Origin of the sequence: Chryseobacterium indologenes, from assembly GCF_001295265.1 — a bacterium.
Lineage (GTDB): Bacteria > Bacteroidota > Bacteroidia > Flavobacteriales > Weeksellaceae > Chryseobacterium > Chryseobacterium indologenes_A.
On record NZ_LJOD01000003.1, the window covers coordinates 172,518 to 197,888 of the forward strand.

At 37.9% G+C, this 25,371-nt stretch carries 24 protein-coding genes; 14 read left to right on the forward strand and 10 right to left on the reverse strand.

The annotated features are described in order from the left end of the window. Window positions 1-39: 39 nt before the first annotated feature. From AOB46_RS06890 to AOB46_RS06905, 4 genes are all read right to left on the reverse strand, one after another. The gene (locus AOB46_RS06890; RefSeq protein ID WP_131724331.1) at window positions 40-867 is read right to left on the reverse strand and encodes a hypothetical protein; all 828 of its coding nucleotides are present in this window, start codon (window positions 865-867) and stop codon (window positions 40-42) included. 229 nt (window positions 868-1,096) lie between these two features. Next, window positions 1,097-2,089 carry a toxin-antitoxin system YwqK family antitoxin gene (locus AOB46_RS06895; RefSeq protein ID WP_062697653.1) on the reverse strand — a complete coding sequence of 331 codons (993 nt, stop codon included), beginning with the start codon at window positions 2,087-2,089 and terminating at the stop codon, window positions 1,097-1,099. A gap of 118 nt (window positions 2,090-2,207) precedes the next feature. After that, window positions 2,208-3,452 (reverse strand): tetratricopeptide repeat protein, encoded by a 1,245-nt coding sequence (locus AOB46_RS06900; RefSeq protein WP_062697654.1) that lies wholly within the window; start codon window positions 3,450-3,452, stop codon window positions 2,208-2,210. 98 nt (window positions 3,453-3,550) lie between these two features. After that, entirely contained in the window at window positions 3,551-4,090 is a 540-nt protein-coding gene (locus AOB46_RS06905) for a hypothetical protein (RefSeq protein WP_062697656.1), read from the reverse strand. A gap of 260 nt (window positions 4,091-4,350) precedes the next feature. On the opposite strand from AOB46_RS06905, the gene AOB46_RS06910 reads away from it, so the two are divergent. The 4 genes from AOB46_RS06910 (at window position 4,351) to recA (ending at window position 8,772) form a co-directional block, all read left to right on the forward strand. After that, entirely contained in the window at window positions 4,351-5,145 is a 795-nt protein-coding gene (locus AOB46_RS06910) for a LuxR C-terminal-related transcriptional regulator (RefSeq protein WP_062697914.1), read from the forward strand. 386 nt (window positions 5,146-5,531) lie between these two features. Then, entirely contained in the window at window positions 5,532-6,302 is a 771-nt protein-coding gene (locus AOB46_RS24035) for a LuxR C-terminal-related transcriptional regulator (RefSeq protein ID WP_062697658.1), read from the forward strand. Window positions 6,303-6,381: 79 nt separating this feature from the next. Further along, window positions 6,382-7,578: an oxygenase MpaB family protein gene (locus AOB46_RS06920; protein WP_241489174.1), complete on the forward strand. Its 1,197-nt coding sequence runs from the start codon at window positions 6,382-6,384 to the stop codon at window positions 7,576-7,578. A gap of 189 nt (window positions 7,579-7,767) precedes the next feature. After that, the gene (recA, locus tag AOB46_RS06925; RefSeq protein WP_062697662.1) at window positions 7,768-8,772 is read left to right on the forward strand and encodes a recombinase RecA; all 1,005 of its coding nucleotides are present in this window, start codon (window positions 7,768-7,770) and stop codon (window positions 8,770-8,772) included. Window positions 8,773-8,832: 60 nt separating this feature from the next. On the opposite strand, the gene AOB46_RS06930 is transcribed toward recA, so the two are convergent. Continuing rightward, window positions 8,833-11,727 (reverse strand): prolyl oligopeptidase family serine peptidase, encoded by a 2,895-nt coding sequence (locus AOB46_RS06930; RefSeq protein ID WP_062697664.1) that lies wholly within the window; start codon window positions 11,725-11,727, stop codon window positions 8,833-8,835. 154 nt (window positions 11,728-11,881) lie between these two features. Between AOB46_RS06930 and htpG the strand changes: the two genes are divergently transcribed. Together htpG and AOB46_RS06940 are read left to right on the forward strand one after the other, a co-directional pair. Further along, a complete protein-coding gene (gene htpG / locus AOB46_RS06935; protein WP_062697916.1) occupies window positions 11,882-13,774 on the forward strand; it encodes a molecular chaperone HtpG in 1,893 nt (630 codons plus the stop codon). Window positions 13,775-14,034: 260 nt separating this feature from the next. After that, complete coding sequence (locus AOB46_RS06940) at window positions 14,035-14,430, forward strand: helix-turn-helix transcriptional regulator (RefSeq protein ID WP_062697918.1); 396 nt, start codon at window positions 14,035-14,037, stop codon at window positions 14,428-14,430. Window positions 14,431-14,553: 123 nt separating this feature from the next. Here AOB46_RS06940 and AOB46_RS06945 read toward each other — a convergent pair whose 3' ends face one another. Next, window positions 14,554-14,850, reverse strand: coding sequence for an MGMT family protein (locus AOB46_RS06945; protein ID WP_062697666.1), 297 nt, complete (start codon window positions 14,848-14,850; stop codon window positions 14,554-14,556). Between the two features lie 107 nt (window positions 14,851-14,957). On the opposite strand from AOB46_RS06945, the gene AOB46_RS23620 reads away from it, so the two are divergent. Next, on the forward strand, window positions 14,958-15,104 hold the full coding sequence (locus tag AOB46_RS23620) for a hypothetical protein (RefSeq protein ID WP_185113847.1): 147 nt from the start codon (window positions 14,958-14,960) through the stop codon (window positions 15,102-15,104). A gap of 196 nt (window positions 15,105-15,300) precedes the next feature. Here AOB46_RS23620 and AOB46_RS06950 read toward each other — a convergent pair whose 3' ends face one another. Then, window positions 15,301-16,275, reverse strand: a complete 975-nt coding sequence (locus AOB46_RS06950) for a deoxyhypusine synthase family protein (RefSeq protein WP_062697667.1) — start codon at window positions 16,273-16,275, stop codon at window positions 15,301-15,303. A gap of 196 nt (window positions 16,276-16,471) precedes the next feature. Further along, window positions 16,472-16,831 carry a winged helix-turn-helix transcriptional regulator gene (locus AOB46_RS06955; RefSeq protein WP_062697670.1) on the reverse strand — a complete coding sequence of 120 codons (360 nt, stop codon included), beginning with the start codon at window positions 16,829-16,831 and terminating at the stop codon, window positions 16,472-16,474. Between the two features lie 95 nt (window positions 16,832-16,926). On the opposite strand from AOB46_RS06955, the gene AOB46_RS06960 reads away from it, so the two are divergent. Together AOB46_RS06960 and AOB46_RS06965 are read left to right on the forward strand one after the other, a co-directional pair. After that, window positions 16,927-17,565: a peroxiredoxin-like family protein gene (locus tag AOB46_RS06960; protein WP_062697920.1), complete on the forward strand. Its 639-nt coding sequence runs from the start codon at window positions 16,927-16,929 to the stop codon at window positions 17,563-17,565. After that, window positions 17,562-18,371, forward strand: a complete 810-nt coding sequence (locus tag AOB46_RS06965; protein WP_062697672.1) for a DNA alkylation repair protein — start codon at window positions 17,562-17,564, stop codon at window positions 18,369-18,371. Before AOB46_RS06960 ends, AOB46_RS06965 begins: the two co-directional genes overlap by 4 nt. Before the next feature lie 422 nt (window positions 18,372-18,793). Here AOB46_RS06965 and AOB46_RS06970 read toward each other — a convergent pair whose 3' ends face one another. Then, window positions 18,794-19,552: a TIGR03915 family putative DNA repair protein gene (locus AOB46_RS06970; protein WP_062697674.1), complete on the reverse strand. Its 759-nt coding sequence runs from the start codon at window positions 19,550-19,552 to the stop codon at window positions 18,794-18,796. 71 nt (window positions 19,553-19,623) lie between these two features. Continuing rightward, complete coding sequence (locus AOB46_RS06975) at window positions 19,624-20,883, reverse strand: putative DNA modification/repair radical SAM protein (protein ID WP_062697676.1); 1,260 nt, start codon at window positions 20,881-20,883, stop codon at window positions 19,624-19,626. Window positions 20,884-21,026: 143 nt separating this feature from the next. Between AOB46_RS06975 and AOB46_RS06980 the strand changes: the two genes are divergently transcribed. Genes AOB46_RS06980 through AOB46_RS06995 form a run of 5 tightly spaced genes read left to right on the forward strand, consistent with a single transcriptional unit; the run spans window position 21,027 to window position 25,263 of the window. Next, on the forward strand, window positions 21,027-22,355 hold the full coding sequence (locus AOB46_RS06980) for a hydroxymethylglutaryl-CoA reductase, degradative (protein ID WP_062697678.1): 1,329 nt from the start codon (window positions 21,027-21,029) through the stop codon (window positions 22,353-22,355). Next, the gene (locus AOB46_RS23330) at window positions 22,355-22,522 is read left to right on the forward strand and encodes a hypothetical protein (RefSeq protein WP_157845043.1); all 168 of its coding nucleotides are present in this window, start codon (window positions 22,355-22,357) and stop codon (window positions 22,520-22,522) included. The genes AOB46_RS06980 and AOB46_RS23330 overlap by 1 nt, the downstream gene beginning before the upstream one ends. Beyond that, entirely contained in the window at window positions 22,522-23,595 is a 1,074-nt protein-coding gene (locus AOB46_RS06985) for a hypothetical protein (RefSeq protein WP_062697680.1), read from the forward strand. The genes AOB46_RS23330 and AOB46_RS06985 overlap by 1 nt, the downstream gene beginning before the upstream one ends. Before the next feature lies 1 nt (window position 23,596). Further along, window positions 23,597-23,983, forward strand: coding sequence for a DUF423 domain-containing protein (locus AOB46_RS06990; RefSeq protein ID WP_062697681.1), 387 nt, complete (start codon window positions 23,597-23,599; stop codon window positions 23,981-23,983). A gap of 2 nt (window positions 23,984-23,985) precedes the next feature. After that, on the forward strand, window positions 23,986-25,263 hold the full coding sequence (locus tag AOB46_RS06995; protein ID WP_062697683.1) for a chloride channel protein: 1,278 nt from the start codon (window positions 23,986-23,988) through the stop codon (window positions 25,261-25,263). Window positions 25,264-25,371 lie beyond the last annotated feature (108 nt).

Below are 25,371 nucleotides of genomic sequence, written 5' to 3' on the forward strand. Positions count from 1 at the left end.
AAGGTTTTTTTGTTTAATTTAATATTTCCGAAGAGCATATCATTTCCCCGAATTGCTTACAGAGCTTCCGGTATTGTCATTCTGACTGCTAAATGCGACGTTAATACCCAGGCCAAGCCAACCTTTTCCGTTGTATTTCCAGTCGTAATTATTCTGATCATTTTTCCCGATATGATCAAAGCCATAGGTAAAACCTACATTTATAGAATTATTAACGTGAATCAATAAGCCTGTATTAATTGTAAATGCACTTGTATTTGTACTTTCAGAAGCCTTGCTATTGGATTCATCAAGCTTAATACTTGCTAAGCCGAACCCGACAATAGGCTCCAGGCTGAATCCATTTTTTATTTTCCTGTTCATTCTGAATTTAGCACCCAGATTAGCACCCAGGTTTACGTTTGCATCAAATGAAAATTCACTGAGCCTCAGTTTGAAGGGAACTGTAAAAACTCCGACCCGCCAGTCTACTATATTGTATAAAGGTCTGGTATTATCCTTAAAATCGGCCAATGGTAAAGAATAGACTGTTTTATAATCTGATTTTGTATCAGGTACTGAAGCAGCGTTGTTTCTATTAATTTTCGTTTCTAATCCTGATACATTACCCAAAAAATTTCCGAAAATGAAATACACCCGGTCTTTTTTAATATTCTGAACATGAATGTTGAATACAGAGCCCTCGATTTCATTTCTCACAGATTCTAAAGAACTTCCTTCTTTGATAACTGTTTCATTTTTAAAATCCAATAAGCCCTCTGCTACGGGATAGTTAAAATAATAGTTACCCCCGGTTTTAATATCTTCCTGTCCGTATACTCTTGTTCCCATCAAAAGCAGAAACAATAGTAATAAATGAGTTTTCATGGTTATTGGTTTTTGTGTTACACAAAGTTTGTCATTCCATGAATATGAGTAAAGTACCCGTTCGGGTGATTTTAGATGGGAGATAAAAGAAAGAAAAAAGCCTCCCGGTAAGAGGAGGCTATTGAATTATTGTTTTCAGGCAGCTCAAAAGGAAGTCTGTTTTTAATGTTATTTACTTGGGTAATCACTGTCAGATTAAGTATTAATTATTTGATATTACCAGACTGTATTATTTCTTTTCCGCTTGTCTGCTTTGCTCAGAAGCTTTGTTATCTTCATACGTTTTGTGATCAAGAAAATCACCAAGCCTTTTTAATTCCGGATCTGGTGAGCCGTCTTTCTTAAAGTATTCTGATCCATCTTCAAGTTTTCCTTTTTTATAAGTTGCCTTCATTTTCAGCTGCCCGTCTTCATAATATTCTTTACACTCACCATCCCTATTTCCACCTGTATAATTGCAGGTTCTTTTAGGTTTTCCATTAGAATGATATTCTTTAACCATACCTTCCTCTTTTTCATTCACCAAATTTTTAATTACAGCTAATTGCCCGTTCTCATGATATTCTTTATATTCTCCGTTGAGCTCTTTATTCTTATAATTTATAATTTTGCGAGGCTTTCCTGACTCATAATTCCATTTACCTTCACCGTCTTTCTCTCCATTGATGTAATTAAATTCGGATTCTGTATTCCCATTTTCATAGAACTCTTTTGATAAACCGTTTAGTTTTCCGCTTTTATAGTTTTCAGTCTTTTTGGGTTTACCGCTTTCGTAATAATATTTAACTTCATTTTCAACCTGCCCGTTAACGAAATTTCCCTTAACAGCGACCTGTCCGTTATCGAAATACTGAGCATATTCTCCTTTTGGTTTTCCATCCACGACGTTAATAAAAGATGCCAGCTGCCCGTTTTCATAATATTTTTTCATTCCACCATCTGCCGGCTTACCATTTTTATAATTTTCAACTCCCATCAGCTTCCCGGATTTATAATACATTTTGGATTCACCGTCAAGCTGGCCGTTTTTATAACTCATGAGATATTTTAGTTCTCCGGTATCATAATATTCTTTATTTTCTCCTTCTCTCCCGCCATCTGCATTTTTATAGCCTTCCTTTTTGAGCTTTCCGTTATCGTAATATTCTTTGTATTCTTTATTTTGTGCGTTCGCAATTCCTAGTCCCAGGAATACAACGAAAAGGATAAGTAATTTTTTCATAATCTTAGCTGTTGTTTGCTTAATAAGGTCTGTCTATTTTTTTCCTTAGGTATTTTATTTCGCAGCTGTTTCAAGTAATGCTCTTCTGAATACTGTAATATTAGCGGAATGAAAATAATTACAATCCCAGATCTTTGGGCTCTATCCGAGGTTCACTTTCTTTGATATTATGTTTTTTGCAAAACTCGGTCACCGTATATCCGTCACCAATGGGCATTTGCATACCTCCTGTTTGAGAAGTCCATCTTAGCCATTTTGCTCCTTCTTCCTTCTGTCCTCTTTCTACCAATATTCTGCCTATCATGGCCTGTGCAGTTGATTCATTTTTGGCGAGCATATAATATTTAAAAGCTTCATCTACATTTCGTTCGGTACCATAACCTGAAAACAGGAAATTGGCTGTCCGGACTCTTCCGCTATTATCTCCCCCATCAGCCATTTTTTTATAGATAGAAAAAGTTGTTTTCGGGTCATTTAATTTTTCGTCATAGGTTACGCCAAAAAAGCCTAATGCCCAATAATCCTTTTTATCTAAAGCTTCTTTAGTGGCTTTATCTAACCATTTTCTTGCTTTAGTCAAATCCTTTGGAACATACATTCCTACGATATAAGTATGGGCTATATAAAACATTGCCCAGGCGTCTCCTTTTTCAGCGGCTTCATAATATGCCGGAATAAATTGTTTATATAATTCTTTATCAGTAGGAATGATTTTTTCTTTTTCCAGTTCGAACCTATGTTTTGCTCCCTGGGCCCGTAACCGGTCATATAGAGAGGCTAAATCCTTTCGATAAAAATTGACTTTATCATAATCATATTTCTGATATTCATCTGCTACAGCATCTAGTAATGTACGGCCTCCATCTTCAAAACCGACATCATTAAACCGGGGAAGTTTAAAATACAATGCCTCTCCTAAGAAGTGATTTCGGAAGTTCCGCAAACCTGATTTATAAAAAGAAACTGTATGTACACCATCATGGCAGCCAATTTTATCCCCATTCTTTTCCCAAAAGCTGCGAAGTTTTTCACCTATTACCTTTTCCGGATCTCCATTGACAATACCTGCCGCTTTAAAAATTATGGCTTCATATTCATAATTTGTCGTATCATCGTCATCATCATGATTATCAGTCATTGCCTTGTAGGCATAACACAGATTTTTATCAAATCCCAGCATCTTCATTCCTTCCTTAAACTGATTATGCTCTTCAAAATGAATGGGTGTTGGAAAATGAATATTATACCAGCCACCAGGTTTTGTAAGAACATTGACAGGCTCATTTAAGATTTTTGCATTGGATTGTGCATGAACGATTTCCAATCCGAAAAATATTGTGAGAATTGAAAACAGGGTTTTCATAAAGTGATCTTTTAAATTAATGGTATAAAACAGCCGTCAGAATAAAATAACTTAGATTTCATTAAAGAACATACAATGAATCTGAGATTTCGAGATCCTTATTTTAATTCAATGGCTGATGCTGCATCAAAATCACGGCAATTATGGTGTGAATAATTAGATAAAATATTATCTACGCAGGCTGTTGTCACGTAAGCCTGTTGCGGTGATCCTCCGGGGCTGTTGACCGCAAACAGCTGGCCATCCTGAAAGATGAATTTCGATCCGTCTGAAAAACTCATGGGAAAGCTTACCAGATCCGGTAAGGTATAAATTCCTTTAAAGCTGTTCATCAGTTTATAGTTTTTATGAGTTTGCTTACTGAGGTCTCCCTGCGGGTAGCTGAAATTCATTAAGTATCCCAAACACTGAGGTTTATTACAATGTACTTCGTCTTCAAAATTGATACGAAACTGCAATTGAAAGTAGCCAGTATTATTCTCTACTTTCATCTGTTTATAGCGCACCTGTACCGGTTTGTCACTTTTTACAAAAAGCCATTTACCGAACCCTGCATCCGGATCTTTTGCTTTTTTGGCCTGTGCATCCGCAATTCCCAATCCCAGAAATATAGCGAAAAGGATGAGTGATTTTTTCATAATCTTAGTTTTATTGTTTTGCTTAGTAAGGGGAGGAATGTATCTTTTCTTCCTTCAATAATGTTTATTTTATGGCTGTTTCAATAACCATTTTCCTGAACATTATCACGAGACAGTATATCAACTCTCGTTTTAGCTTTAGCCTTCATTTTTCAGCTTAATTTTTCTACAAAATTCCCCAAATGACCCCTCTTTTACAATACCGCAAAAAGGTGATTTTTTAACCTCGTTTTTTTTATATTTTTATGAAAACATTAACTATGGATAAAAAGCATCTGGCTCATCCCAAAAAGCAGCATCCCCTCGCACAGGTCTGGAACAGTTATCCTGATTTTTTTCAAAACAGTGACGTAAACATATTGCCGGCTCCTTCTATTGAACGTATTATCGGAGAAGTATTTGCTCCGGGCCAGTTTTATTATTACGTGATCAACTTTGCAGACAGCACTTTGTGCAGCCATCATGAAAATATCCTGAACATGCATGGTCTCAAAAAATACCCTGTACATCTTAAAGAAGTCATAGACCTTATCCACCCCGATGATCTTGAGTTTGTAATGGAAGCGGAAAGAATGTGCATAGAAAAAATGATGGAAATTAATGGATTTGATTACCAGCAGGAATTAAAGTCCAGTTACTGTTTCCGGATGAGAACGGCAAATGGCAATTACGAATTGTTCCATCATCAGGCGCTGCACACTTATAAAGATGAAAACGGCAAGCTTCTGCAGACGGTTAATATCCACACCAACATTGAGCATATTACTCATCAGAATTCCTATACAGTATTACTTTCAGGGATTAACGGACGGAAAGATTTTCATCAGATGCAATGGGTAAATAATAAAATATCCGAACCTTCTGTCATATTTACCAAAAGAGAGCTTGAAGTCATTACCTGTATTGCAAAAGGATACTCTGCAGCAAAAACGTCCGGTATCCTGTGCATTTCCGAAGAAACTGTACGTACACACCGTAAAAATATTTTAAAAAAAGCTGATTGTAAAAACAGTTCAGAACTTATTAAAAAATCCTTTGAATGGGGATATCTTTAAATAACATGAGCTGTCATGGTTTATGAAATGTATCGGGAATACAGATAAATTTCTGATGTATAACGAATTAAAACAGGCCTCCCCAGCAACGAGAGGCCATTAGTTTATCATTTTCAAACAACTAAAAAAGAAAAGAGTAAACTGTTTTTATATTCATTAATAGCTTACATAAGAATAGCAGATTGGCGTAGGCCATTCGCGTTTCATCCGATGATGGAATTGATAAGGCTAATAAAAGAAAAACCGTGAAAAACCGAACTGAGTAAATTTGAGTTTTCCTGATTATTAGCTGATACAAAGTTTGGAATTTTATCAGCACAAAAAAATCCCCCTTTTGTGGTATTTTGTTCATATTTTAGTTACATTAGCTTAAAAACAAATGCTTCATGGAAAATTCAGAGAAAAATCACCCTCTGGTTGAGGTCTGGAATACCTATCCGGGTGTCAGGAGGAATCGAAAGATCCTGAATATACCGCCAATTGAACGAATTATAGGTGAAATGTTTGCCATTGGTGAATTTTATTACTATGTTCTTAATTTAACCAACAGTACTCTTTCTCATCATCATAAAAATATTCTGAAACTTCATGGACTGTGCTCTTTTCCGGAAAATTTAAAAGAAGTTATTGACCTTACCCATCCTGATGATATTGGCTTTGTTTTAAAAGCAGAACAAACCGTTATTGAAAAAATAATAGAAATTGGTTTTGAACATCAGCTTTATCTGAAATCAAGCTACTGCTTCCGCATGAAAACAGCAGAAGGAAATTATGAACTGTTCCATCATCAGGCTGTTATTACAATGGAAGATGAATCCGGACAACCGGTACAATCTATAAATATTCATACCAATATCCATCACATTACCAAAGAAAACCCCTATACTGTTCTCATTTCCGGTATAGGGGCAAGAACTGATTTCCATCAGATCAAACTGGATTATTCTTCGCCCTCTGCTTCTGAAGAACATCTTACCCGGAGAGAGACTGAAGTGCTTTCACTGATTGCAAAAGGCTACTCCGGACCGGAGATTGCCAAAATGCTTGTGCTGTCTGAGCATACGGTACGTACACACCGTAAAAATATTTTAAGAAAAACAGACTCCAGAAACTGTAAGGAGTTGGTGAAAAAAGCTTTTGAAAGAGGGCTTATCTGATTTTTTCAGAAATTCAGGATTCTAGGCTGATAAATCTCACCAGGAAATTTCGGTGTAAAACTTGTATTTTTAATCGGTAATGGAACAAATGATCATACAACCCCGTTTTAAAGATGCTCCTCATTTCAAGCATTTCTGGGAAAGCGGTAACGGAAAACAGCTTGTTGAATTCTCCGGAGCTGAAGTAAGCTTTAAAGATTTTGATGCATTCTCACCCAGCTTTTATCATATTGATGAAGTGGGGGATAATGTCGTAAAAGAGATCTATTTCACCAAAAAATTCCATGAAGCTTCCAGGGAGATTGAACAGTACATCCGGAAAGGGATTTCTGAAACAGACAATATTCCCGAAAGCGTAAAAAAACTGTTCACCCAGACACAACATATTCCTGAATGGCTGGATTATGATCTTTTGAAAGCCGGTGCAGAACTTTGCATGAGAAGCAACCTGGATTCCCTGATTTCTCTAAGAGATTACTGTCTCATCGGAGGGTATGATTATGCATACCTTAATAAACCGCTGATCGTTACAGAGGCCCTGAAAAAGGGAGCCATAAAGCGTCTCTCCGAAACACTGGACTTTTGGGTTAATGTTACACGCTATAATGCTCTGGAAATTCATGCAAAAGGCTATGAGTTTGCTATAAAAACCCGTCTCATTCATTCGTATGCCAGGCTTTCCATAAAAAAGCATTATAAAGATTGGGATACGGAAAACTGGGGTGAACCTATTAATTCATGGGATATGATGGCAACTTATATTGGTTTCAGTCTTGTTTTTTTACACAGCCTTCAAAAACTGGGAAATACATTTTCCGCACAGGAAGAGAAGGGCATTTTTCACCTCTGGAAATATACAGGATACCTTCTGGGGATTCCGGAACACCTTCTCCCGGATGATAAAAAACAGGCAACGGAATATTTTTACCTCTGGACTTCTGTACAGCCTCCTTCAGATAAAGATTCTGTTCTTTTGGCTCATTCTTTATTAAATGAATCGCTGGAAAACCCTATATTAAAATATAAATTTGAGCGAAAAAATCTGAGATATCTCCATATCTGCTGTACATGGTTCCTGCTGGATGATGAAGTCTGTAAAAGACTGGAAATCCCCAAAGTCTGGGGAAAGAAATTATTTCCCTGGTCCAAGATATTAGTCAATAAAATATATGACAGGTTAGTAAGCCGGGAAACCCGGATAAAGAAAGGAAATAAAGACCAGATGAAAGTTCTGGAAGATTATCTGGCCATTACAAAGAACTCGAATTTTCATTGAAACCTGTTGTAAATCAGATGGATATTTTTGTTTTTGAATTTCGGTAAGATATTCTCCGGTCGTTTAGTAGTATATGATGTTCACCTATAAATTTTATTATTTTTTAACTCTAAAAACCATTTTTCAACCTAAATAATATTAGCATTTGATATTTAAATTATGTATTTTTGAGAAATTATTTTAAAGACGATGAGTAACATTGATGATAAGAAAAAAGCACTTGCGTTAGTGCTTGACAAGCTAGATAAAACATACGGAAAAGGAACAGTAATGACTCTTGGAGATGATTCCGTAGACAACACCATAGAAGTAATTCCTTCGGGATCTTTAGGACTGGACATCGCTCTAGGTGTTGGCGGTTATCCGAGAGGAAGAATTATTGAAATTTACGGTCCCGAATCTTCAGGTAAAACCACTTTAACCCTTCACGCTATTGCTGAAGCTCAGAAAGCCGGAGGTATTGCCGCATTCATTGATGCTGAGCACGCCTTTGACAGAACATACGCTGCTAAACTGGGTATTGATCTTGAAAACCTGATCATTTCCCAGCCGGACAACGGAGAACAGGCTTTAGAAATTGCAGATAACCTGATCCGTTCAGGAGCAATTGACATCGTTGTAATTGACTCTGTAGCAGCCCTTACTCCAAAAGCGGAAATTGAAGGCGAAATGGGAGATTCCAAAATGGGTCTTCATGCAAGATTAATGTCTCAGGCATTGAGAAAACTAACGGCTACCATTTCAAGAACAAAATGTACGGTGATCTTCATCAACCAGCTGAGAGAAAAAATCGGTGTTATGTTCGGGAATCCTGAAACAACAACCGGAGGTAATGCCCTTAAATTCTATGCTTCTGTAAGAATTGATATCAGAAAAGCAAGCGCACCTATCAAACAGGGAGATGAAGCTATCGGAAGCCGTGTGAAAGTGAAGATTGTAAAAAATAAAGTTGCCCCTCCTTTCAAACAGGCAGAATTTGATATCATGTACGGAGAAGGAGTTTCCAAAGCAGGAGAAATTCTTGATACTGCAGTAGATTTGGGAATTGTGAAGAAAAGCGGTTCATGGTTCAGCTATGAAGAAACTAAATTAGGACAGGGACGTGATGCGGTGAAGGATGTTTTAAGAGATAATCCTGAACTTGCTGAAGAACTGGAAAATAAAGTTAAAGAAGAAATTACTGCTAAAAAGTAGTTGTTTTATAAACTACAAAAGAATCGGCGGAGCCCCTGGGGCTCCGCCGATTCTTTTGTATTAAGGCTTATCATCCGTTAATTCAAATCCCCAGTCTTTTCCTTTCTGGGTAGCCGGAATACCTTTTGTCATCCACACCGGTGCTTTAGTGCCTTTAAGATAATAATCAAAAAACTGCTGTTCGCGGATCTGGATATCTTTTCTGTTCTGGCGTTTCATCAGATTGTGATCATCACCGTTATAATTCAGAAGCCAGACTGGTTTTCCGAGGCGGCGTAATGCGGTAAACATTTCAATTCCCTGATACCATGGAACGGCCCCATCTTTATCGTTACTCATAATAACTACCGGAGTTTTTACCTTATCAATGGCAAAAAGCGGTGAATTTTTAATATAAAGTTCCGGGGCTTCCCATAGGCTTTTCCCTAGTCTGCTTTGCGATTTTTCATACTGAAATTGTCTGTTCATTCCTGAAGTCCACCGGATTCCTCCATATGCAGAAGTCATGTTTACAACAGGAGCTCCACTCCAGGCAGCGGCATACATATTCGTATGGGCAATAAGATAGGCTACCTGATAACCACCCCAGCTTTGTCCCTGAATTCCGATTTTGGTACTATCCACCCACGAATTCTGCTTCAGCATTTCAACTCCGGAATTAATGTATTCCATCGCAGATTCTCCGGGAAAACCTTTTGTGTACGAAATATCAGGGGTAAAAACCAGGTATCCGTTGCTTACGAAATAAGAGATATTTAATCGGGAAGGTGTTGGTGCCGGCGCTACATAGCGGTTCAGGTTATCCGAAAGTTTTTCATAGAAATAGACAATCATAGGATATTTTTTATCCGGATTGAAATCTTCAGGTTTATATAAAATTCCTGTGGATGTATTTCCTTTTGGGGTTGTCCAGCGTACCAATTCGTCCGTTCCCCAATTATAGAGACTTTGCTGCGGATTGGTAGTACTCAGTTTTTGTTGTTTTAAGAAATCCGAGGTGGCGAAAATATCCGGAGAATGGGTATATGATTCTTTGGTTACTATATATTCTTCTGCATTCTTCGCTTTTTGAACACTTCGATATCCCCATACATCTTCCATTTGAATCTTTACAGGATCAGCATTTGACCCGACAGATGTTTTAAAAATCCCGTTCGCTTTAGAGGTATTATCAAATGCTGATAAATAAACAGAAGATTTCCGGTTTATACTTTTAATATCTTTATCTAAAGAGTAAGTATCAAAAGTTATTTTATTTTTCCGTCCAAACCCGTTGGTGATATTTCTTGGCTTTTTTGAACCATTTAAGAAAAACTCCCAAAGATCATAACGGTCTCTGATAATCACAGATTCGTCATTATCCATCCAGGAGGCTATTCCGTAAGGAGTGGGGAAATCCGGCATGTCAAACTCCTCATCCACGAAAGAAACCGGCAATTGGGTGGTGAGTGGCAGGGTTTGTTTGGTTTTCACATTATAACTGGACCAGCTCCCTTTTTCACTGTCAAAAATCACAATAAACTTTCCAAGTGGAGATACAGCAACTGCCCCATCCAGATTCCGGACAATTTCCGTTCTTTTTCCTGTTTTATTATCGATCACGAAATAGGTCTTCCTTGTTGAACCTTCCCACTGTGAGGCAATACGGTTATTCAGGCTGGTAACTCCCAATGTAAATTCGGCATTTCCTTCGTTTACCAATTGTAAAGTGTCCAGGTCCACACCATCGATATTTCTAAAGAAAGCCGGTTTGTCTGTCTGCATTACTGCGGCATAAGATTTTTTCAAGTCGTCTTTCAGTTTCTTTAACTGTACTGTTTGCAGATAATCATCTCTGTAATTCCAGATATCTACAACAGCATGGTCGTCCGCAATCATGGCAGTATCTTTTGCAATAGGTTTGGGAGCAACACCAAAATACAGCTGTTTCCCGTTTTTACTGAATACAGGCAGGCGATTTTCAGAAATGACCCAGTTCTTTTTCATATGTACATTGTCATTCGTTACCATTTCCTTTTTATTTCCTTTAAAATTGAAGTAATACAGCTGATAGAGTTTTACTAAATCATTCTGTGCAGAAGATGTTCCTACAAACGCCATCTGATTTCCTTCTTCATCAAAAGACAATTGAGAAAAATCGCCCTCCATCTCTGAAACTGTAGTTACAGTTCCTTTTTGAAGATCAACTACCTGTACGGTTTGAAATTCATATTTTTTTGGCTTTGATTTATCATTATCTTTCTTATCATCGGATTTTTCATCTGCTGAATCCTTTTTCTCTTTTTTATCCGTGCTGGTTTTCTCTTCCGGTTTTTTAGTCACAAAAACGAGCTGCTTACCATTTTTACTGAATTCATAGCGGATGACGTTATCATAGGTTGTACTTTTCCCGTCCAAAAGATTTCGTACGACCAGTTGCAGTGGTTTTACATTTTTATCCTCCTCTTTATTGTCGTCCTCCTCTTCTTTATCGGAAGCGTCATTAGATTTATCATTTATATCTTCCAGAAGATATGCAACATAAGAACCTGCTTTTTCAGGAGTTTTAAATGTTTTTACATTAGGGATTTTTTCTGTTTTAGCACTTAAAAGATCAACTATTGCAAGGCTGTCTTTTGTTAATTTATTTTTTTTAAGCTTTTTATCTTTTACTGCTTTTATGTCTTTATATAACGGACGGATCTGAAAAACAGCAAATCTGGAATCATTGGTAAAATCTACTTTGGATGCCCTTGCAAACTGCTTTGAAGATTTATTTTTAACCGAATATAAAAAAAGATTGGAATTTCCTTCCTGAACATCCACAGAATAGGCGATCCATTTTCCGTCATTTGAGATTTTTCTTGCACCTATATTCTGCCAGCTGTCATAAACAGAATGGTCTAAAGGTCTTTTCTGTCCATATACCCAGCAGGTCATCATGAACAGAATAAAAACTGTACATTTCAACTTCATTTTTTTAAAAATTTAAGAAGTAAAAGTAAGTTATTTCTTTGACAAATCTACAGGCATTACTGGGGCTGCATAAGTCGGGAATGTCATTCTGTCACATTCTTCTTCATGGTATTTTTTTTGAGAAAGATGTAGAAAATAAAAATCAAAAAATATGATGACTAAAGGAAATATTAATGTATCTGTGGAAAATATTTTCCCGCTTATCAAAAAATTTCTTTACAGTGACCACGAAATATTCTTAAGAGAACTGATCTCTAATGCAACGGATGCCACACTGAAATTAAAGCACCTGACAGGTATTGGCGAAGCCAAAGTGGAATACGGAAATCCGAAAATTGAAGTAAAGATTGATAAAGACCAGAAAACATTACGAATCATTGATCAGGGAATCGGAATGACCGGCGAAGAGGTTGAAAAATATATCAATCAGGTAGCCTTTTCCGGAGCAGAAGAGTTTTTGGAAAAATATAAAGATACTGCGAAAGATTCAGGTATCATTGGACATTTCGGACTAGGCTTCTACTCTGCATTTATGGTGGCTGAAAAAGTGGAAATTCTCACTAAATCTTACAAAGATGAGCCTGCTGTAAGATGGATTTGCGATGGAAGCCCTGAATTCACTCTTGAAGAAACGGCTGATAAGGCAGACAGAGGAACGGAGATCATTCTTCATATTGCAGAAGATTCTGTAGAGTTTCTGGAAGAAGGAAAAATTCGTGAACTGTTATTAAAGTATAATAAATTCATGCCTGTTCCTATTAAATTCGGAACAAAAACACATACATTGCCATTACCGGAGGACGCTCCCGAAGATGCGGTGGCAGAAACAGAAGAAGTAGACAATATCATCAACAATCCTACCCCGGCATGGACCATTGCTCCAAGTGAGTTAACTAATGAGGATTATATGAAGTTCTACCATGAGCTGTATCCAATGCAGTTTGAAGAACCTTTGTTCCATATTCACCTGAATGTAGACTATCCGTTCAACCTTACTGGGGTTCTGTTTTTTCCGAAGCTCAGCAACAATTTAAATATTGAAAAAGATAAAATTCAGCTTTACCAGAACCAGGTATTTGTAACAGATGAGGTGAAAGGTATCGTTCCGGATTTCTTAATGCTTCTGAGAGGAGTAATTGATTCTCCGGATATTCCGCTGAACGTTTCCCGTTCTTACCTTCAGGCAGACGGTGCCGTAAAGAAAATTTCTTCTTACATCACCAAAAAGGTGGCGGATAAAATGTCTTCTCTGATTAATGAAAACCGTGAAGATTATGAGAAAAAATGGAATGACATCAAAATCGTTATAGAGTACGGTATCATTACAGAGGAAAAATTCTCCGAAAAAGCAGATAAATTTACATTATACCCTACTACAGACGGAAAATACTTCCTGTGGGACGAGCTGGTTGAAAAGATCAGACCTTCACAGACTGACAAAGATGACAAGCTGGTTATCCTTTATGCAACCAATGCAGACGAGCAGCACAGCTACATCCAGTCTGCCAAAGATAAAGGCTATGAAGTTCTTCTTCTGGATTCTCCAATTGTTCCTCACGTGATTCAGAAACTGGAAACCTCAAAAGAGAAAATTTCTTTTGCCAGAGTGGATGCAGACCACATCAATAACCTGATCAAAAAAGACGAGCCTGTTATTTCAAAATTAAACGAAACTGAAAAGGAAACTTTAAAAACCAGTATTGAAGAAGCTGTAAAAGATGCCAAATTCACGGTTCAGCTAGAAGACCTTGACAGCACTGATGCTCCGTTTACCATTACCCAGCCGGAATTCATGAGAAGAATGAAAGACATGCAGGCAACCGGGGGAGGCGGTATGTTCGGAATGGGAGGATTCCCGGAAATGTACAATCTGGTGGTGAATTCCAACAGTGAACTTTCCGGCCAGATCTTAAAGACGGAAAATGCTGAAGAAAAGGAAAACCTGATTAAGTATGCTCTGGATCTTGCCAAACTATCACAAAACCTACTGAAAGGAAAAGACCTGACAGATTTTATACAGAGAAGCTATAAGCAGCTTGAAAAATAATACACAAAAGACTGTTTCGTTTGAGACAGTCTTTTTTATTACGGGAATGGGAACTGGAAAAGTAAAGATTTTCTTCCGATGCAAGCTTTTATGCAATATCCATGTGAATGTACTTAAGTGAACTAAAGCGTTTAATGATGAAGCTTCTCTAACTTTTGTGATTTTACCTTGTCTTAATAATAAATTTTGATCAGCAATTTTTTTCCGCTTTCTATTGTATACATTATGCTTTTTTGCCATTTTTGTATAAAATGTCGGATATGCAAAAAGAAAAATTACGTCTCATCAGAAAGCAGAAAGGTTACACGCAACAGCAGGTAGCCGACTTTATTGCAACGGATGTATCCAACTACAGCAGGAAAGAAAGTGGTGATGTAAGGATTGTTCCTGACGAATGGGATAAAATTGCCCGTTTTTTAGAGGTTCCCATAGAGGATATTTATGAAGAAGAAGATGCAAAAATAGTTGTTAATAACGATCATCCGGTATTTAATGACAGATCCTCAGGGGTAATTACTAATCAGAATAATTATGATAACATTCCGGGAGCTATTATTGAAAACCTGCAAAGTTATATCACGTTACTGAAGGAAGAAAATGAAAGGCTCAAAGAGGAATTGAGGGGTTCTCAAAGTTCTTCAAGACTTAAAAAATAATACGGTCGCTGACTGTGAAAATATTTGTGCCACTCTATCCATTGTATAGGGTGGTATTTTTATAGGTCTGATATTCCGTGAATTTCATCTAAAAACTTAGTGGACTTCTTAATTACAATGAGATTATAATTCATCCATCGGATTCCAGAAAAGCTTTTTGAAATTTTTTATCCTAAGGTTTTCTACAGTAATTCCTTCTGCTTCCAATTTGGGCTGAAATTCCGGAACAGATAATACGCCTGAGCTTGAAATAACACGGTGGGCAGGCACATCTTCCGGACAACCTCCCATTGCTTTTCCTACATGGCGCGAATGATTAGGATAACCTACCGCTTTTGCGATGGCTCCATAGGTGGAAACTCTTCCTTTAGGAATAAGTCTTGAAACCTCATATACCTGCTGTTTAAAAATTTCGTCCATATTGTTCTTATCTGTTTAGAAATCTATTATCTCTGTGGCTTGCACGGCTTTTGCATCATTTTTGAACTCTTCTGTATCCAATGATGTATCATTACAAAGATAAAGATATGAAAAAATCATTTTTCAGGCTGTTGAATGCCTTCAATAAAAAGGTTCTTCCGAAGCTGAGTAAGAAGGATCCTGAAAAACTGACCAAAATAGAAAAAGGAATTCTGGCATACCGTTATTTTGTGCTGGTGAATTCTCTGGATTGATCTTATTTTTTTACAGATTAGAGCCGCACGGTATTGAAATATTGGCTGGCAGATTCGGCTGATTTGTTGGAAAAAGCACAATAACACAAGATTTATTATTAATCCTTGAAAGTCTGCGATGCTTCTACCTAAAAACATTAAAAAAGCGCTCCAAAACTGAAGCGCTATTATGTAGATTTCGTTAAGAACCTATTTCTTAAGAATTTTCAAGAATGTAAGAGAACATCAATGGTGCACAGATGGTTGCATCACTTTCAACGATGAATTTTGGTGTCGTGATATCAAGTTTACCCCAAGTGATTTTCTCATTAGGAACCGCCCCTGAATAAGAACCGTAAGATGTTGTAGAATCAGAAATCTGGCAGAAATAAGACCAGAAAGGAATATCATGCATCTCCATATCCTGATACAGCATAGGCACTACACAGATAGGGAAATCTCCTGCGATACCTCCGCCAATCTGGAAGAATCCAACTCCTTTTCCCCCTGAGTTTTTAGTATACCAGTCTGCAAGATACGTCATGTATTCTATCCCTGATTTCATGGTAGTTGCTTTAAGCTCTCCTTTGATGCAGTAAGAAGCGAAGATGTTACCCATTGTTGAATCTTCCCATCCTGGTACTACGATAGGCAGGTTTGCTTCTGCAGCTGCAATCATCCATGAATTTTCTCTTGGAATTTCATAGTACTGCTCCAATACCCCGGAAAGGATCATTTTATACATAAATTCGTGCGGGAAGTATCTTTCTCCTTTAGCTTCTGCATCCTTCCAGATTTCAACGATATGCTTTTGTAATCTTCTGAAAGCCTCTTCTTCAGGGATGCAGGTATCTGTAACTCTGTTCAGGCCTCTTTCCAAAAGATCCCACTCATCCTGAGCAGTCAGATCTCTGTAATGAGGAACTCTTTCGTAGTGAGTGTGAGCCACAAGATTCATTAGATCTTCTTCAAGGTTTGCCCCTGTACAAGAAATAAAATCTACTTTACCCTGACGGATCATTTCAGCAAGAATTTTTCCTAATTCAGCAGTAGACATTGCTCCTGCCAAAGTAATCATCATTTTTCCGCCATCCTTAAGATGGGCAACATATCCTTTAGAAGCATCTACCAAAGCTGCAGCATTGAAGTGCAGGTAATACTTTTCTATGAATTCAGTTATCGGTTTGCTCATTTTTTAATTTTTTGCAAAGATAAAACTTAAAAATGGAATGGGCCTTAAGCACCTTAAGAAAGTCTTATAGAACAGCCTTTTTTTATCATTTGTTAAAAAACAGTTTTTAATACAGCCAATAGTGCACGGATAAAATAGAATAGATATGATTTAAATTGTTGGCAGCATTGTAACTACTAATCCGTAAAGATCTGTGTTATCCGGGAGATCTGCGGGGAACGATTTCTTCCTCCTGGATCAGCAGTTTTCCCCAGTCATTCAGCTGCCAGAGGATTTCAACCAGTCTTTTGCCCAGCTCTGTAAGAGAATATTCCACTCTGGGAGGAAGTTCATTAAAGGATTCTTTTATTAAAATGCCGTCAGTAATCATTTCATTAAGCTGTTGATTCAGAACCCTCCGATCCACTTTGGCAATGCCGCGCAGAAATTCACTTGGCCGTTTTTTTCCTTCATTAATCTGCCAGACAATGGGAATTTTCCATTTCCCACTGATTGTATTGACAGCAACTTCCAATGGACAGATTTTATTTTCCTCCGTTCTCTCCTCTGTTTTCATAATATTGACTTTTTTATCCCTATGGGCGGAAAATGTGCGGTATTGCCGATATCATTCCGCTTTTGGAACTTTGTAAAAATAATAAATTTAAAACGATGGATAATCTTGCAGAACAAATTGAAGAATTAAACCATACCTTATCCTCTCAGCTTCCTGAAGAAATATTTAAAGCATTCGGAAAATCTATTGAAGAATTAAAAACAGAAAAAATAGAAGAAAGAAGTCTTAAGACAGGAGATAAAATGCCTGAATTTATACTTCCCAATGCTCATGGAAAATGGGTTTCTTCCAGAGAAATTCTTACAAAAGGAAAAATGATACTGGCTTTTTACAGAGGAAGCTGGTGCCCTTACTGTAATCTGGAGCTGAAGGGGCTGCAGGATCATCTTTCAGAGATAAAAAATAAAAATGCAGCTCTGGTGGCTATATCTCCCCAAAGCCCTGATCACTCTCTGACTATGATTGAAAAAAATGATCTGGAATTTGAACTTCTTACCGATACCCATAATACATTGGCTGAAAAACTGGGAATAACCTTTCAATTGCAGGAGTTTGTACTGCCATATTATAAAGCTTTGGGAATTGAACTGGAACATTATAATAAAAATAAGAGCAACACCCTGCCGGTTCCTGCGGTTTTTGTTATTGATGAAAACGGATATGTCATCTTTCGGTTTTTAGATGTAAATTACATGAACAGAATCAATATTGAAGAGCTTATCAAACTATTATGACTGAAAAAAGAAAAGGAGCCCGTTCCATAAAAGATATTCCGTCTGTTATTCTGGAACAGCTGAACCGCGGAGAGATCGAAACGGTAAATCTTACGGAATGGCTGGCGGTAAATCAGAAAGTATTGCTGAAAAATATATTGATGCAAAATCAGCGTACAGAGTACCTGAACCCTATTCTGAAAGGTATTGATAATTTGAAAAAGCAAACGGTGAATACCATTAATGAAGCAATAGGAACAGGGATTTTTACTGAAACCCTGAAAAATAATGATAAAGAATTTCTGGCTGTTATTTCCGGTCATACCTCTGATCTCGTAAGATGCTGGGCAACCTACACGATAGGAAGGAACGAAGCTTTACCATTAAAAGAAAAGCTGGACAGGATACAGCAGTTTGCGGCAGACAGACATTTCGGCGTCCGGGAAATTTGCTGGATGGCTGTAAGACCTTCCATTGCTGCCGGGCTTGATGAAAGCTTATCTATACTTGCAGGCTGGACTACCCATGAAGATCCGAATATCAGACGTTTTGCCAGTGAATCCACAAGGCCTCGCGGAGTATGGTGTGCTCATATTGAAGCATTGAAACAGAGCCCAACTCCGGGGCTTCAGATTTTAGAACCGCTGAAGGCAGATCCTTCCCGGTATGTACAGGACAGCGTAGGAAACTGGCTGAATGATGCCAGCAAGTCCCAGCCGGAATTTGTGGTGGAAATCTGTGATGAATGGCTAAGAGAAAGCCCTTCCAAAGAAACAGCATATATTGTGAAAAAAGCATTGAGGACGATTGGGAAAAAGAAAATTTAAAGATTCAGATGAAAAATATCTCATAGCCTGTGATAATTTTATTTGAACCATTAAGATCAAATTAAGTTTTAAGTTGAACTAAGGAAAAAAGCAAAGATTTTTTATAAGCAAACTTGTTTAAACCATGAGTCTGGTAAACGTATTTTAAGCTTAACCACAAAAGGAACAAAAGCTATTTGCACAGATATTTAGATATAGAAGTTCACATAAGAGCCTTTAAAAATCACAAAAGTATTTAAAGTAACACTTTTGTGGTTTAATAAAGAAGTTTAAACAGCTTTAGCATAAAAATCTTACGTTTCTTAATGGTTTAAAATAATTCAGGATAAAATACAGGATTAGCCCAAACTAAATTTTTTAATTTGAACGGGCTCTGAGTGTAGATTCTCATTTTCAAATTATTCCATTTTCAAGCCTTCAAATTACCACTTCTCCGTCAGATATTTCCAATACCTTTTCGGCACATGCTGAATATGAAGTTTTAAATTTTTCCTTTCTGTAATGTTGGTTTTGGTAAAATACCGCTGCCAGAGAACCTGATAATTTTTTTCATCATCATGGAAATGCTGCTGGTACTGATTTAAATTTAATTGTCCCTCAGGGTAAAAGAACTCCGAAACCTCAAGATTGTAAAGAATACCATAGTTTCTCCGCAGATCGAAGATCATCCATTTCTGATCCTGATAACGGTCTGTGAAATGCTTCCTGATCAGTGGAAGTACATTAAAATCAGGATCTATCTTAGCAAAGAAAATACCATCCTGCATTTTTTCAAACCGGACAAATGCAGTCATTCTGTGGCTTTCCCTTCCTACAGATCTGCTGATTTTTGAGATTTTCAGCATATCCTGATCCGCATAATTCTGAAGAATATTTTCTTCCGGATGCTGCACCGATTGCCTGACAGCTGATAGGATAAGGTTTTCCAGTTCAGGATCTTCAGAAAGATACACTTTCAGCAGTTCCCGGATGCCCTGCTTTCCGATTTGTTTTTCCAGTTTGTTCAGTACTCGTTCTGCTTTCTCATTTTGCGTGATCACTTCGTGAATATCAGCAAACATATTTTCCTTGCAGAAATTTTCCCTGCTGATGATTTCAGCATCCTTGTAACGGTATTCAAAAACTTCAAATACAGCAGTGAAAAGTCCGTCGAAACTTCCGTCGTAGAGAAGGGTAGTCATAGTACGATAATATATAAGTTGGAATGAAACAGCTGTGAGGAAAATATCTTTTATCCCGGTTTATAATCGGTTTAAAACAAACTCAGCTGTTGTGAAAACTGATTGTGGAATTTAGAAGAACTTCCTCCTGTAAGCAGCTTTCTGAAATTTTTATCTGTAAGATATTTCAGATAAGCATTTCCGGAATTAAAATCAATGAAATATTTAGCCCGGTTGACGGCAGCTCCCAGCTTCTTCAGGTGTTCCATTGTTAAAACCTGAAAACGTCTTGCCCCTACAATTTTCTGAGCAGTTTTTACCCCAATTCCCGGAATCCTTAAAATCATCTGATAATCGGCCGTTTGAAGATTTACCGGGAACTGGTCCAGATGCCGGAGTGCCCAGCTTAATTTAGGATCTATTTCCAGATCCAGAAAAGGAATCCCGGGATCTAAAATTTCTTCTGCCTTGAAGCCATAGAATCTCATCAGCCAGTCCGACTGGTATAATCTGTTTTCACGAAGCATGGGAACTTCTGTCGTTAATGACGGTAATCTTTTATCTTCCAGAACAGGAACGTAACCGGAATAATAAACTCTTTTCAGGTTAAAGTTCCTGTAAAAATGGTCCGCTACTTTTATAATTTGCAGGTCATTTTCGTTGGTGGCCCCTACGATCATCTGGGTAGACTGTCCGGCCGGAGCAAACTTGGGAACCTTTCTGAAAATTTTCCTTTCGTCTTTGTACTGATCAATGCCTTTCTGAATATAACGCATCGGACTGATCATATCCTGGCGTTTTTTTTCAGGAGCCAGCAATTTTAATCCGCTTTCTGTGGGGATTTCAAGATTAACGGAAAGGCGGTCTGCATACAGGGCGGCTTCCTCCATCAGCTCATCACTTGCTCCCGGAATGGATTTCAGATGAATATATCCGTTAAAGTTTTCCTCCAGACGCAGTTTTTTGGCTACTCTTACCAGCCGTTCCATAGTAGTATCTGCGTTTTTGAAAATTCCGGAGCTCAGGAACAGCCCTTCAATATAATTTCTGCGATAAAAGTTGATCGTAAGGTCAACTACTTCTTCAACAGTGAAAGCAGCTCTTTTAATATCATTGGAACTCCGGGAGACACAGTAGGCACAATCGTAGATACAATGATTTGTCAGCAGAATTTTGAGCAGGGATACACATCGTCCGTCTTCGGTATAGGTATGACAGATCCCGCTTGCGGAACTATCGCCTAAAGCACCCTTTTTATTTTTTCTTGTTCCTCCGCTGGATGAGCAGGAAACATCATATTTTGCTGCATCAGCGAGGATCTCAAGTTTTTCTTTCAGGCGTTCAAAGTTCATATTTTGAAGAGTTGTTACAATTTGTATCTTAATTTTGTTCAAAATTAGTTCCAAAATTGATAATTGTCAATCTTTTTTCATAGAAGTTATCCACAGAACACTGTCTCAAAATCACTATATTTACGCTTCATTAAAATTAGATTATGAATCATCAACCAATTGAAGGTTTTTCCAAGCTGAGCAAGCAGGGGAAGATCGACTGGCTCGTTAATGAATATCTTGAAGGAAACGAGGAATATCAAACTATACTGAAACAATACTGGAACGATAATGCAGATCTTCAGAAACTTCACGAGGAGTTTTCTGAAAATACGATCTCCAATTTTTATATGCCTTATGGAATTGCTCCGAACTTTTTGATCGATGGTAAATTACTTGCCCTGCCCATGGCTGTGGAAGAAAGTTCAGTGGTGGCTGCTGCTTCTAAAGCCGCAAAATTCTGGATTGATAAAGGCGGTTTTAAAACAACCATTATCAACAACGAAAAATTAGGACACACTCATTTTGTATTCAATGTAGAGCCTCATAAGCTGCTTCATTTTTTTAATTTCAGCTTAAAGAAAAAATTATTTGAAGCTACGGAAGATATTACGGCAAACATGAGAAAACGTGGCGGCGGTATTTTAGATATTAAACTGGTGGATAAAACAGCAGAAATGCCTAATTATTATCAGCTTAAGGCAAGTTTTGATACGGTAGATTCCATGGGAGCGAACTTTATCAACTCCTGTCTGGAGCAATTTGGAAAAACGCTGAGACAGGAAGTCGCAGTAAGCGAAGACTTCACCAAAGAAGAAAAGGACTCTCTTCAGATCGTGATGAATATTCTTTCCAATTTCACCCCGGACTGTCTGGTAAGGGCTGAGGTCTCCTGCAAAATTGAAGATTTAAAAGATGACAGTGGAATCTCACCGGAAGAGTTTGCTTCAAAATTCAAGCAGGCTGTTACCATTGCAGAAATAGAACCCTTCCGTGCAACAACCCATAACAAAGGGGTTATGAACGGAGTGGATGCGGTAGTGATTGCCACAGGAAATGACTTCAGGGCCACGGAAGCCTGTGCTCATGCTTATGCCGCAAGAGACGGGCAGTACAGATCGCTCACCCATTGTACAACTGATAACGGGATTTTCAGATTCTGGATTGATCTTCCGATTTCTGTAGGCGTTGTGGGCGGATTGACCAACCTTCACCCGTTGGTAAAATTCTCTTTAGCACTTCTGGGAAAACCTTCTGCTCAGGAATTAATGAGCATTCTGGCTGTTTCCGGACTGGCACAGAATTTCGGAGCGCTTCGCTCATTAGTAACCACCGGAATTCAGAAAGGACATATGAAAATGCATCTTCTGAATATATTGAATCAGTTGGGAGCTACTGAAGAAGAAAAACAACATTTTGTAACATATTTTAAAGATAAAACAGTAAGCCACCACGAAGTGATCAATGAGTTTAACCGGATGAGAGCACAGTAATGGGGCAGCTCATTATTCCCATATTGTTGATTGTACTCGGAGCTTTTCTGAGAAAAATGTCGTGGGAAAGCCTGATTGAACCCAAAAAGGTTTCCAATGTATTAATCATATTGGGAATTTCCAGCCTGGTAAAAGGAATTTTTTTATACTACGTAAAAGCAGAATAATGAAAGCAACCTTATTGTTATGTGTACTGATCTCAGTTTTAAGTTTTTCACAACAGAAGAATGTGAAAATATCCAATCTGCAGCCCGCTTCCGAAAACCGATATTTCCCTTTGGTTTCCTATACGGATAAACCGGCAGTAGCCCAAAAGATCAATACACTTTTGCAGGTTGACCAGCTGGAATATGTGCCCGGGGTGGGAGGAAATCCTTTTGCTCTGGTTTCTGGAGGGGAAAATGCGAACTATGTTCTTTTTTACAACTGGGAGAAAATGGATACCCCGAAAAATATTCTGAGTATCGCAATGGAAGGAGAGACTTCAGGGGCCTACCCGGAAAGTTTTTATCTCTGGAAAAATTTTGATCTGCGAACAGGGAATCTGATTAATGCCCGGGACCTGTTCAGACCGGATGCTGTTAAAACAATAGAAAGCTTAATTCAGAAAAGAGTAAGGAAAGAGATTAATGATTTTATTATCCGCTTAAAAGCCGAGCCTGAGCAGACCGATGAAATTCTGAGTCAGATAGGCCTGTATGAAGGATGTTATACAGATTATACATTGGCTGGTATCGGGTATTATTTCAAAACAGACAAGATAAAATTTATTACAGAAAGATGCTCCAATCATGCGATGAGGGCACTGGATGAGCTTGCTGAACATGTTATTGAATTTTCTTACAAAGATCTGGATAAATATCTGAGCCCTTATGCTAAAAGTTTACTGAACGGATCCGACGTTGTGGAAAAAACAAGTCTGCAAAATAAGCTGTATAAAGGAAAAATTGATGGGAAATACCCAATAACCGTTTTGATTAAAGAGGTTTATGGTAATAAAAACGAAAGTTCCGTTGCAGCAGTATATTGGTATGATAAAAATAAAAAACTGATCGAATGGCACGGAAAGCTGAAAGACAACCATATCTCACTTACTGAAAATGATTATTATAGTGAGGAAACAAGACAATGGATGCTGAAAGGTTTTGTGGAAGCAGACATAAAAGGAAATGAGATCTCAGGAACCTGGCAGGATTATAAAACAAAAAAATATTTAACCCTAGAATTAGAAGAATTATAAAATGAAAACAGTTACCTTAGTTTTTGGAGCAGTCTATGGAATGCTTTCAGTGATCCTTGGAGCATTCGGAGCACACGCCTTAAAGAAAATATTATCTGTGGAAAGACTGGAAAGTTTTGAAACAGGAGTAAGATACCAGATGTATGCCGCGTTCTTTCTGCTGATTATCGGATATATCCTGAAATTTGAAACTTCTTCCGAAAAATGGACCTCCATTCTGATGATTGCCGGAACATTTTTATTTTCAGTAAGCATCTATTTCCTGAGTTTACAGGATTATTTAGGAGCAAATCTGAAGTTTTTAGGTCCCATTACACCACTTGGAGGGCTGCTGATGATCTTAAGCTGGGGAATGCTGATTCTTTATTTCGCCAAAAATAAAATCTAAAAATGAAGATCAATAGAAGAAGACGTTTAATACGAACATTCAATCTTCTGGATCAGCCTATAAGATTTAATCCTTTTGTATTCAGCCGTACTTTCTTTATGTGGGCTTTTACGGGGTTGGTAGGTGGTATTATTGCCGGACTTTACTGGATTGTTTTAGAACACTTTACCGAGTTTTTAGCTGGGTTCCAGGGCTGGCTTGTTATTCCCACAATGGCGCTCTGCGGTCTTCTGGCCGGGCTGGTCATTCATTTTATCGGAGATCCCGGAGAAATTCACCTGATTGTTAATAACATAAGGTTCAATAAAGGGAAATTAGACCCAAAGAATAATCCATCCATGATCCTTTCCTCACTCTTTTGTGTTGCATCAGGAGGAAGCCTCGGACCGGAAGCCCCTTTGGTACAGGTTACCGGTTCTACGGGAACGTGGCTGGGGAAAATTTTCAGATTAAAAGGAGAGGAGCTGCGCTCATTGAGTATTGCCGGGATGGCTTCAGGATTTACAGCCCTGTTTGGTGCTCCGCTTGGCGGAAGTCTTTTTTCCCTTGAAATTTTGCACCATAAACACGCTGTAGAATATTACAAAGCCATTATTCCTGCATTGGTAGCCAGCTGTTTCAGCTACCTGATGTTTGCTCTCATCATTCATCTGGGAATCGGGGCAGCGTGGAATCTGAAGGCTTACCATTATACCGGAGTATATGATTTTCTGTATGCTTCCTTATTTGGAATAGTGGCCACAGCCTTTGGATGGATCTTTATTTTCGTGGTTAAGTTTTTCAAGAAGGTTTTCGAATACAGAAAATTTCCGATATATGTTAAGACCCTGGCAGGAGGAATCATTTTAGGAATTATTGCTTACTGTTTTCCTCTTACAAGATATTTCGGACATAATGAGATTAATCAGCTAATCAACGGAAATTTTGCCCTGAATTTTCTGATCATTATTCTGGTTTTTAAAATACTTGCCATTGCCATTACTGTAACATCAGGATGGAGAGGCGGTTTTATTATTCCGCTGTTCTTTGTAGGAACAACATTAGGATTAATTATTCACCACCTGTTTCCGAATGTAGATACCACTTTAGCCATAGTAAGCTGTATGGCTGCGATTAACGCATGCGTAACCAGAACGCCCATGAGTACAACCATTATTTTGGGAACCCTGACCGGATTTACCTATTTTGTACCCATACTTTTCGCAAGCCTTACGGGATATTTCCTGGCTCCGAAAATTCCGTTTATCGGATCACAATCAGAAAAACTATCGGAAGAATAATGTTTTTTAGAGGATATGTTAAAAATCAAGTCGGATGTACTTTAATTTTTGAATGAAGAATCTTGAACTTCCGTCTCTTTTTAGTAAATTTGTCAACCTTTAAATTTT

Coding starts and splice junctions, on each gene's coding strand:
- recA (WP_062697662.1), top strand. CDS start 7,768: ATGAGTAACATTGATGATAAGAAAAAAGCACTTGCGTTAGTGCTTGAC.
- AOB46_RS06890 (WP_131724331.1), bottom strand. CDS start 867: ATGAAAACTCATTTATTACTATTGTTTCTGCTTTTGATGGGAACAAGA.
- AOB46_RS06900 (WP_062697654.1), bottom strand. CDS start 3,452: ATGAAAACCCTGTTTTCAATTCTCACAATATTTTTCGGATTGGAAATC.
- AOB46_RS23620 (WP_185113847.1), top strand. CDS start 14,958: ATGAAAAAATCATTTTTCAGGCTGTTGAATGCCTTCAATAAAAAGGTT.
- AOB46_RS06945 (WP_062697666.1), bottom strand. CDS start 14,850: ATGGACGAAATTTTTAAACAGCAGGTATATGAGGTTTCAAGACTTATT.
- AOB46_RS06905 (WP_062697656.1), bottom strand. CDS start 4,090: ATGAAAAAATCACTCATCCTTTTCGCTATATTTCTGGGATTGGGAATT.
- AOB46_RS06995 (WP_062697683.1), top strand. CDS start 23,986: ATGAAGATCAATAGAAGAAGACGTTTAATACGAACATTCAATCTTCTG.
- AOB46_RS23330 (WP_157845043.1), top strand. CDS start 22,355: ATGGGGCAGCTCATTATTCCCATATTGTTGATTGTACTCGGAGCTTTT.
- AOB46_RS24035 (WP_062697658.1), top strand. CDS start 5,532: ATGGAAAATTCAGAGAAAAATCACCCTCTGGTTGAGGTCTGGAATACC.
- AOB46_RS06975 (WP_062697676.1), bottom strand. CDS start 20,883: ATGAACTTTGAACGCCTGAAAGAAAAACTTGAGATCCTCGCTGATGCA.
- AOB46_RS06930 (WP_062697664.1), bottom strand. CDS start 11,727: ATGAAGTTGAAATGTACAGTTTTTATTCTGTTCATGATGACCTGCTGG.
- AOB46_RS06960 (WP_062697920.1), top strand. CDS start 16,927: ATGGATAATCTTGCAGAACAAATTGAAGAATTAAACCATACCTTATCC.
- htpG (WP_062697916.1), top strand. CDS start 11,882: ATGACTAAAGGAAATATTAATGTATCTGTGGAAAATATTTTCCCGCTT.
- AOB46_RS06895 (WP_062697653.1), bottom strand. CDS start 2,089: ATGAAAAAATTACTTATCCTTTTCGTTGTATTCCTGGGACTAGGAATT.
- AOB46_RS06990 (WP_062697681.1), top strand. CDS start 23,597: ATGAAAACAGTTACCTTAGTTTTTGGAGCAGTCTATGGAATGCTTTCA.
- AOB46_RS06980 (WP_062697678.1), top strand. CDS start 21,027: ATGAATCATCAACCAATTGAAGGTTTTTCCAAGCTGAGCAAGCAGGGG.
- AOB46_RS06940 (WP_062697918.1), top strand. CDS start 14,035: ATGCAAAAAGAAAAATTACGTCTCATCAGAAAGCAGAAAGGTTACACG.
- AOB46_RS06955 (WP_062697670.1), bottom strand. CDS start 16,831: ATGAAAACAGAGGAGAGAACGGAGGAAAATAAAATCTGTCCATTGGAA.
- AOB46_RS06910 (WP_062697914.1), top strand. CDS start 4,351: ATGGATAAAAAGCATCTGGCTCATCCCAAAAAGCAGCATCCCCTCGCA.
- AOB46_RS06920 (WP_241489174.1), top strand. CDS start 6,382: ATGGAACAAATGATCATACAACCCCGTTTTAAAGATGCTCCTCATTTC.
- AOB46_RS06970 (WP_062697674.1), bottom strand. CDS start 19,552: ATGACTACCCTTCTCTACGACGGAAGTTTCGACGGACTTTTCACTGCT.
- AOB46_RS06965 (WP_062697672.1), top strand. CDS start 17,562: ATGACTGAAAAAAGAAAAGGAGCCCGTTCCATAAAAGATATTCCGTCT.
- AOB46_RS06950 (WP_062697667.1), bottom strand. CDS start 16,275: ATGAGCAAACCGATAACTGAATTCATAGAAAAGTATTACCTGCACTTC.
- AOB46_RS06985 (WP_062697680.1), top strand. CDS start 22,522: ATGAAAGCAACCTTATTGTTATGTGTACTGATCTCAGTTTTAAGTTTT.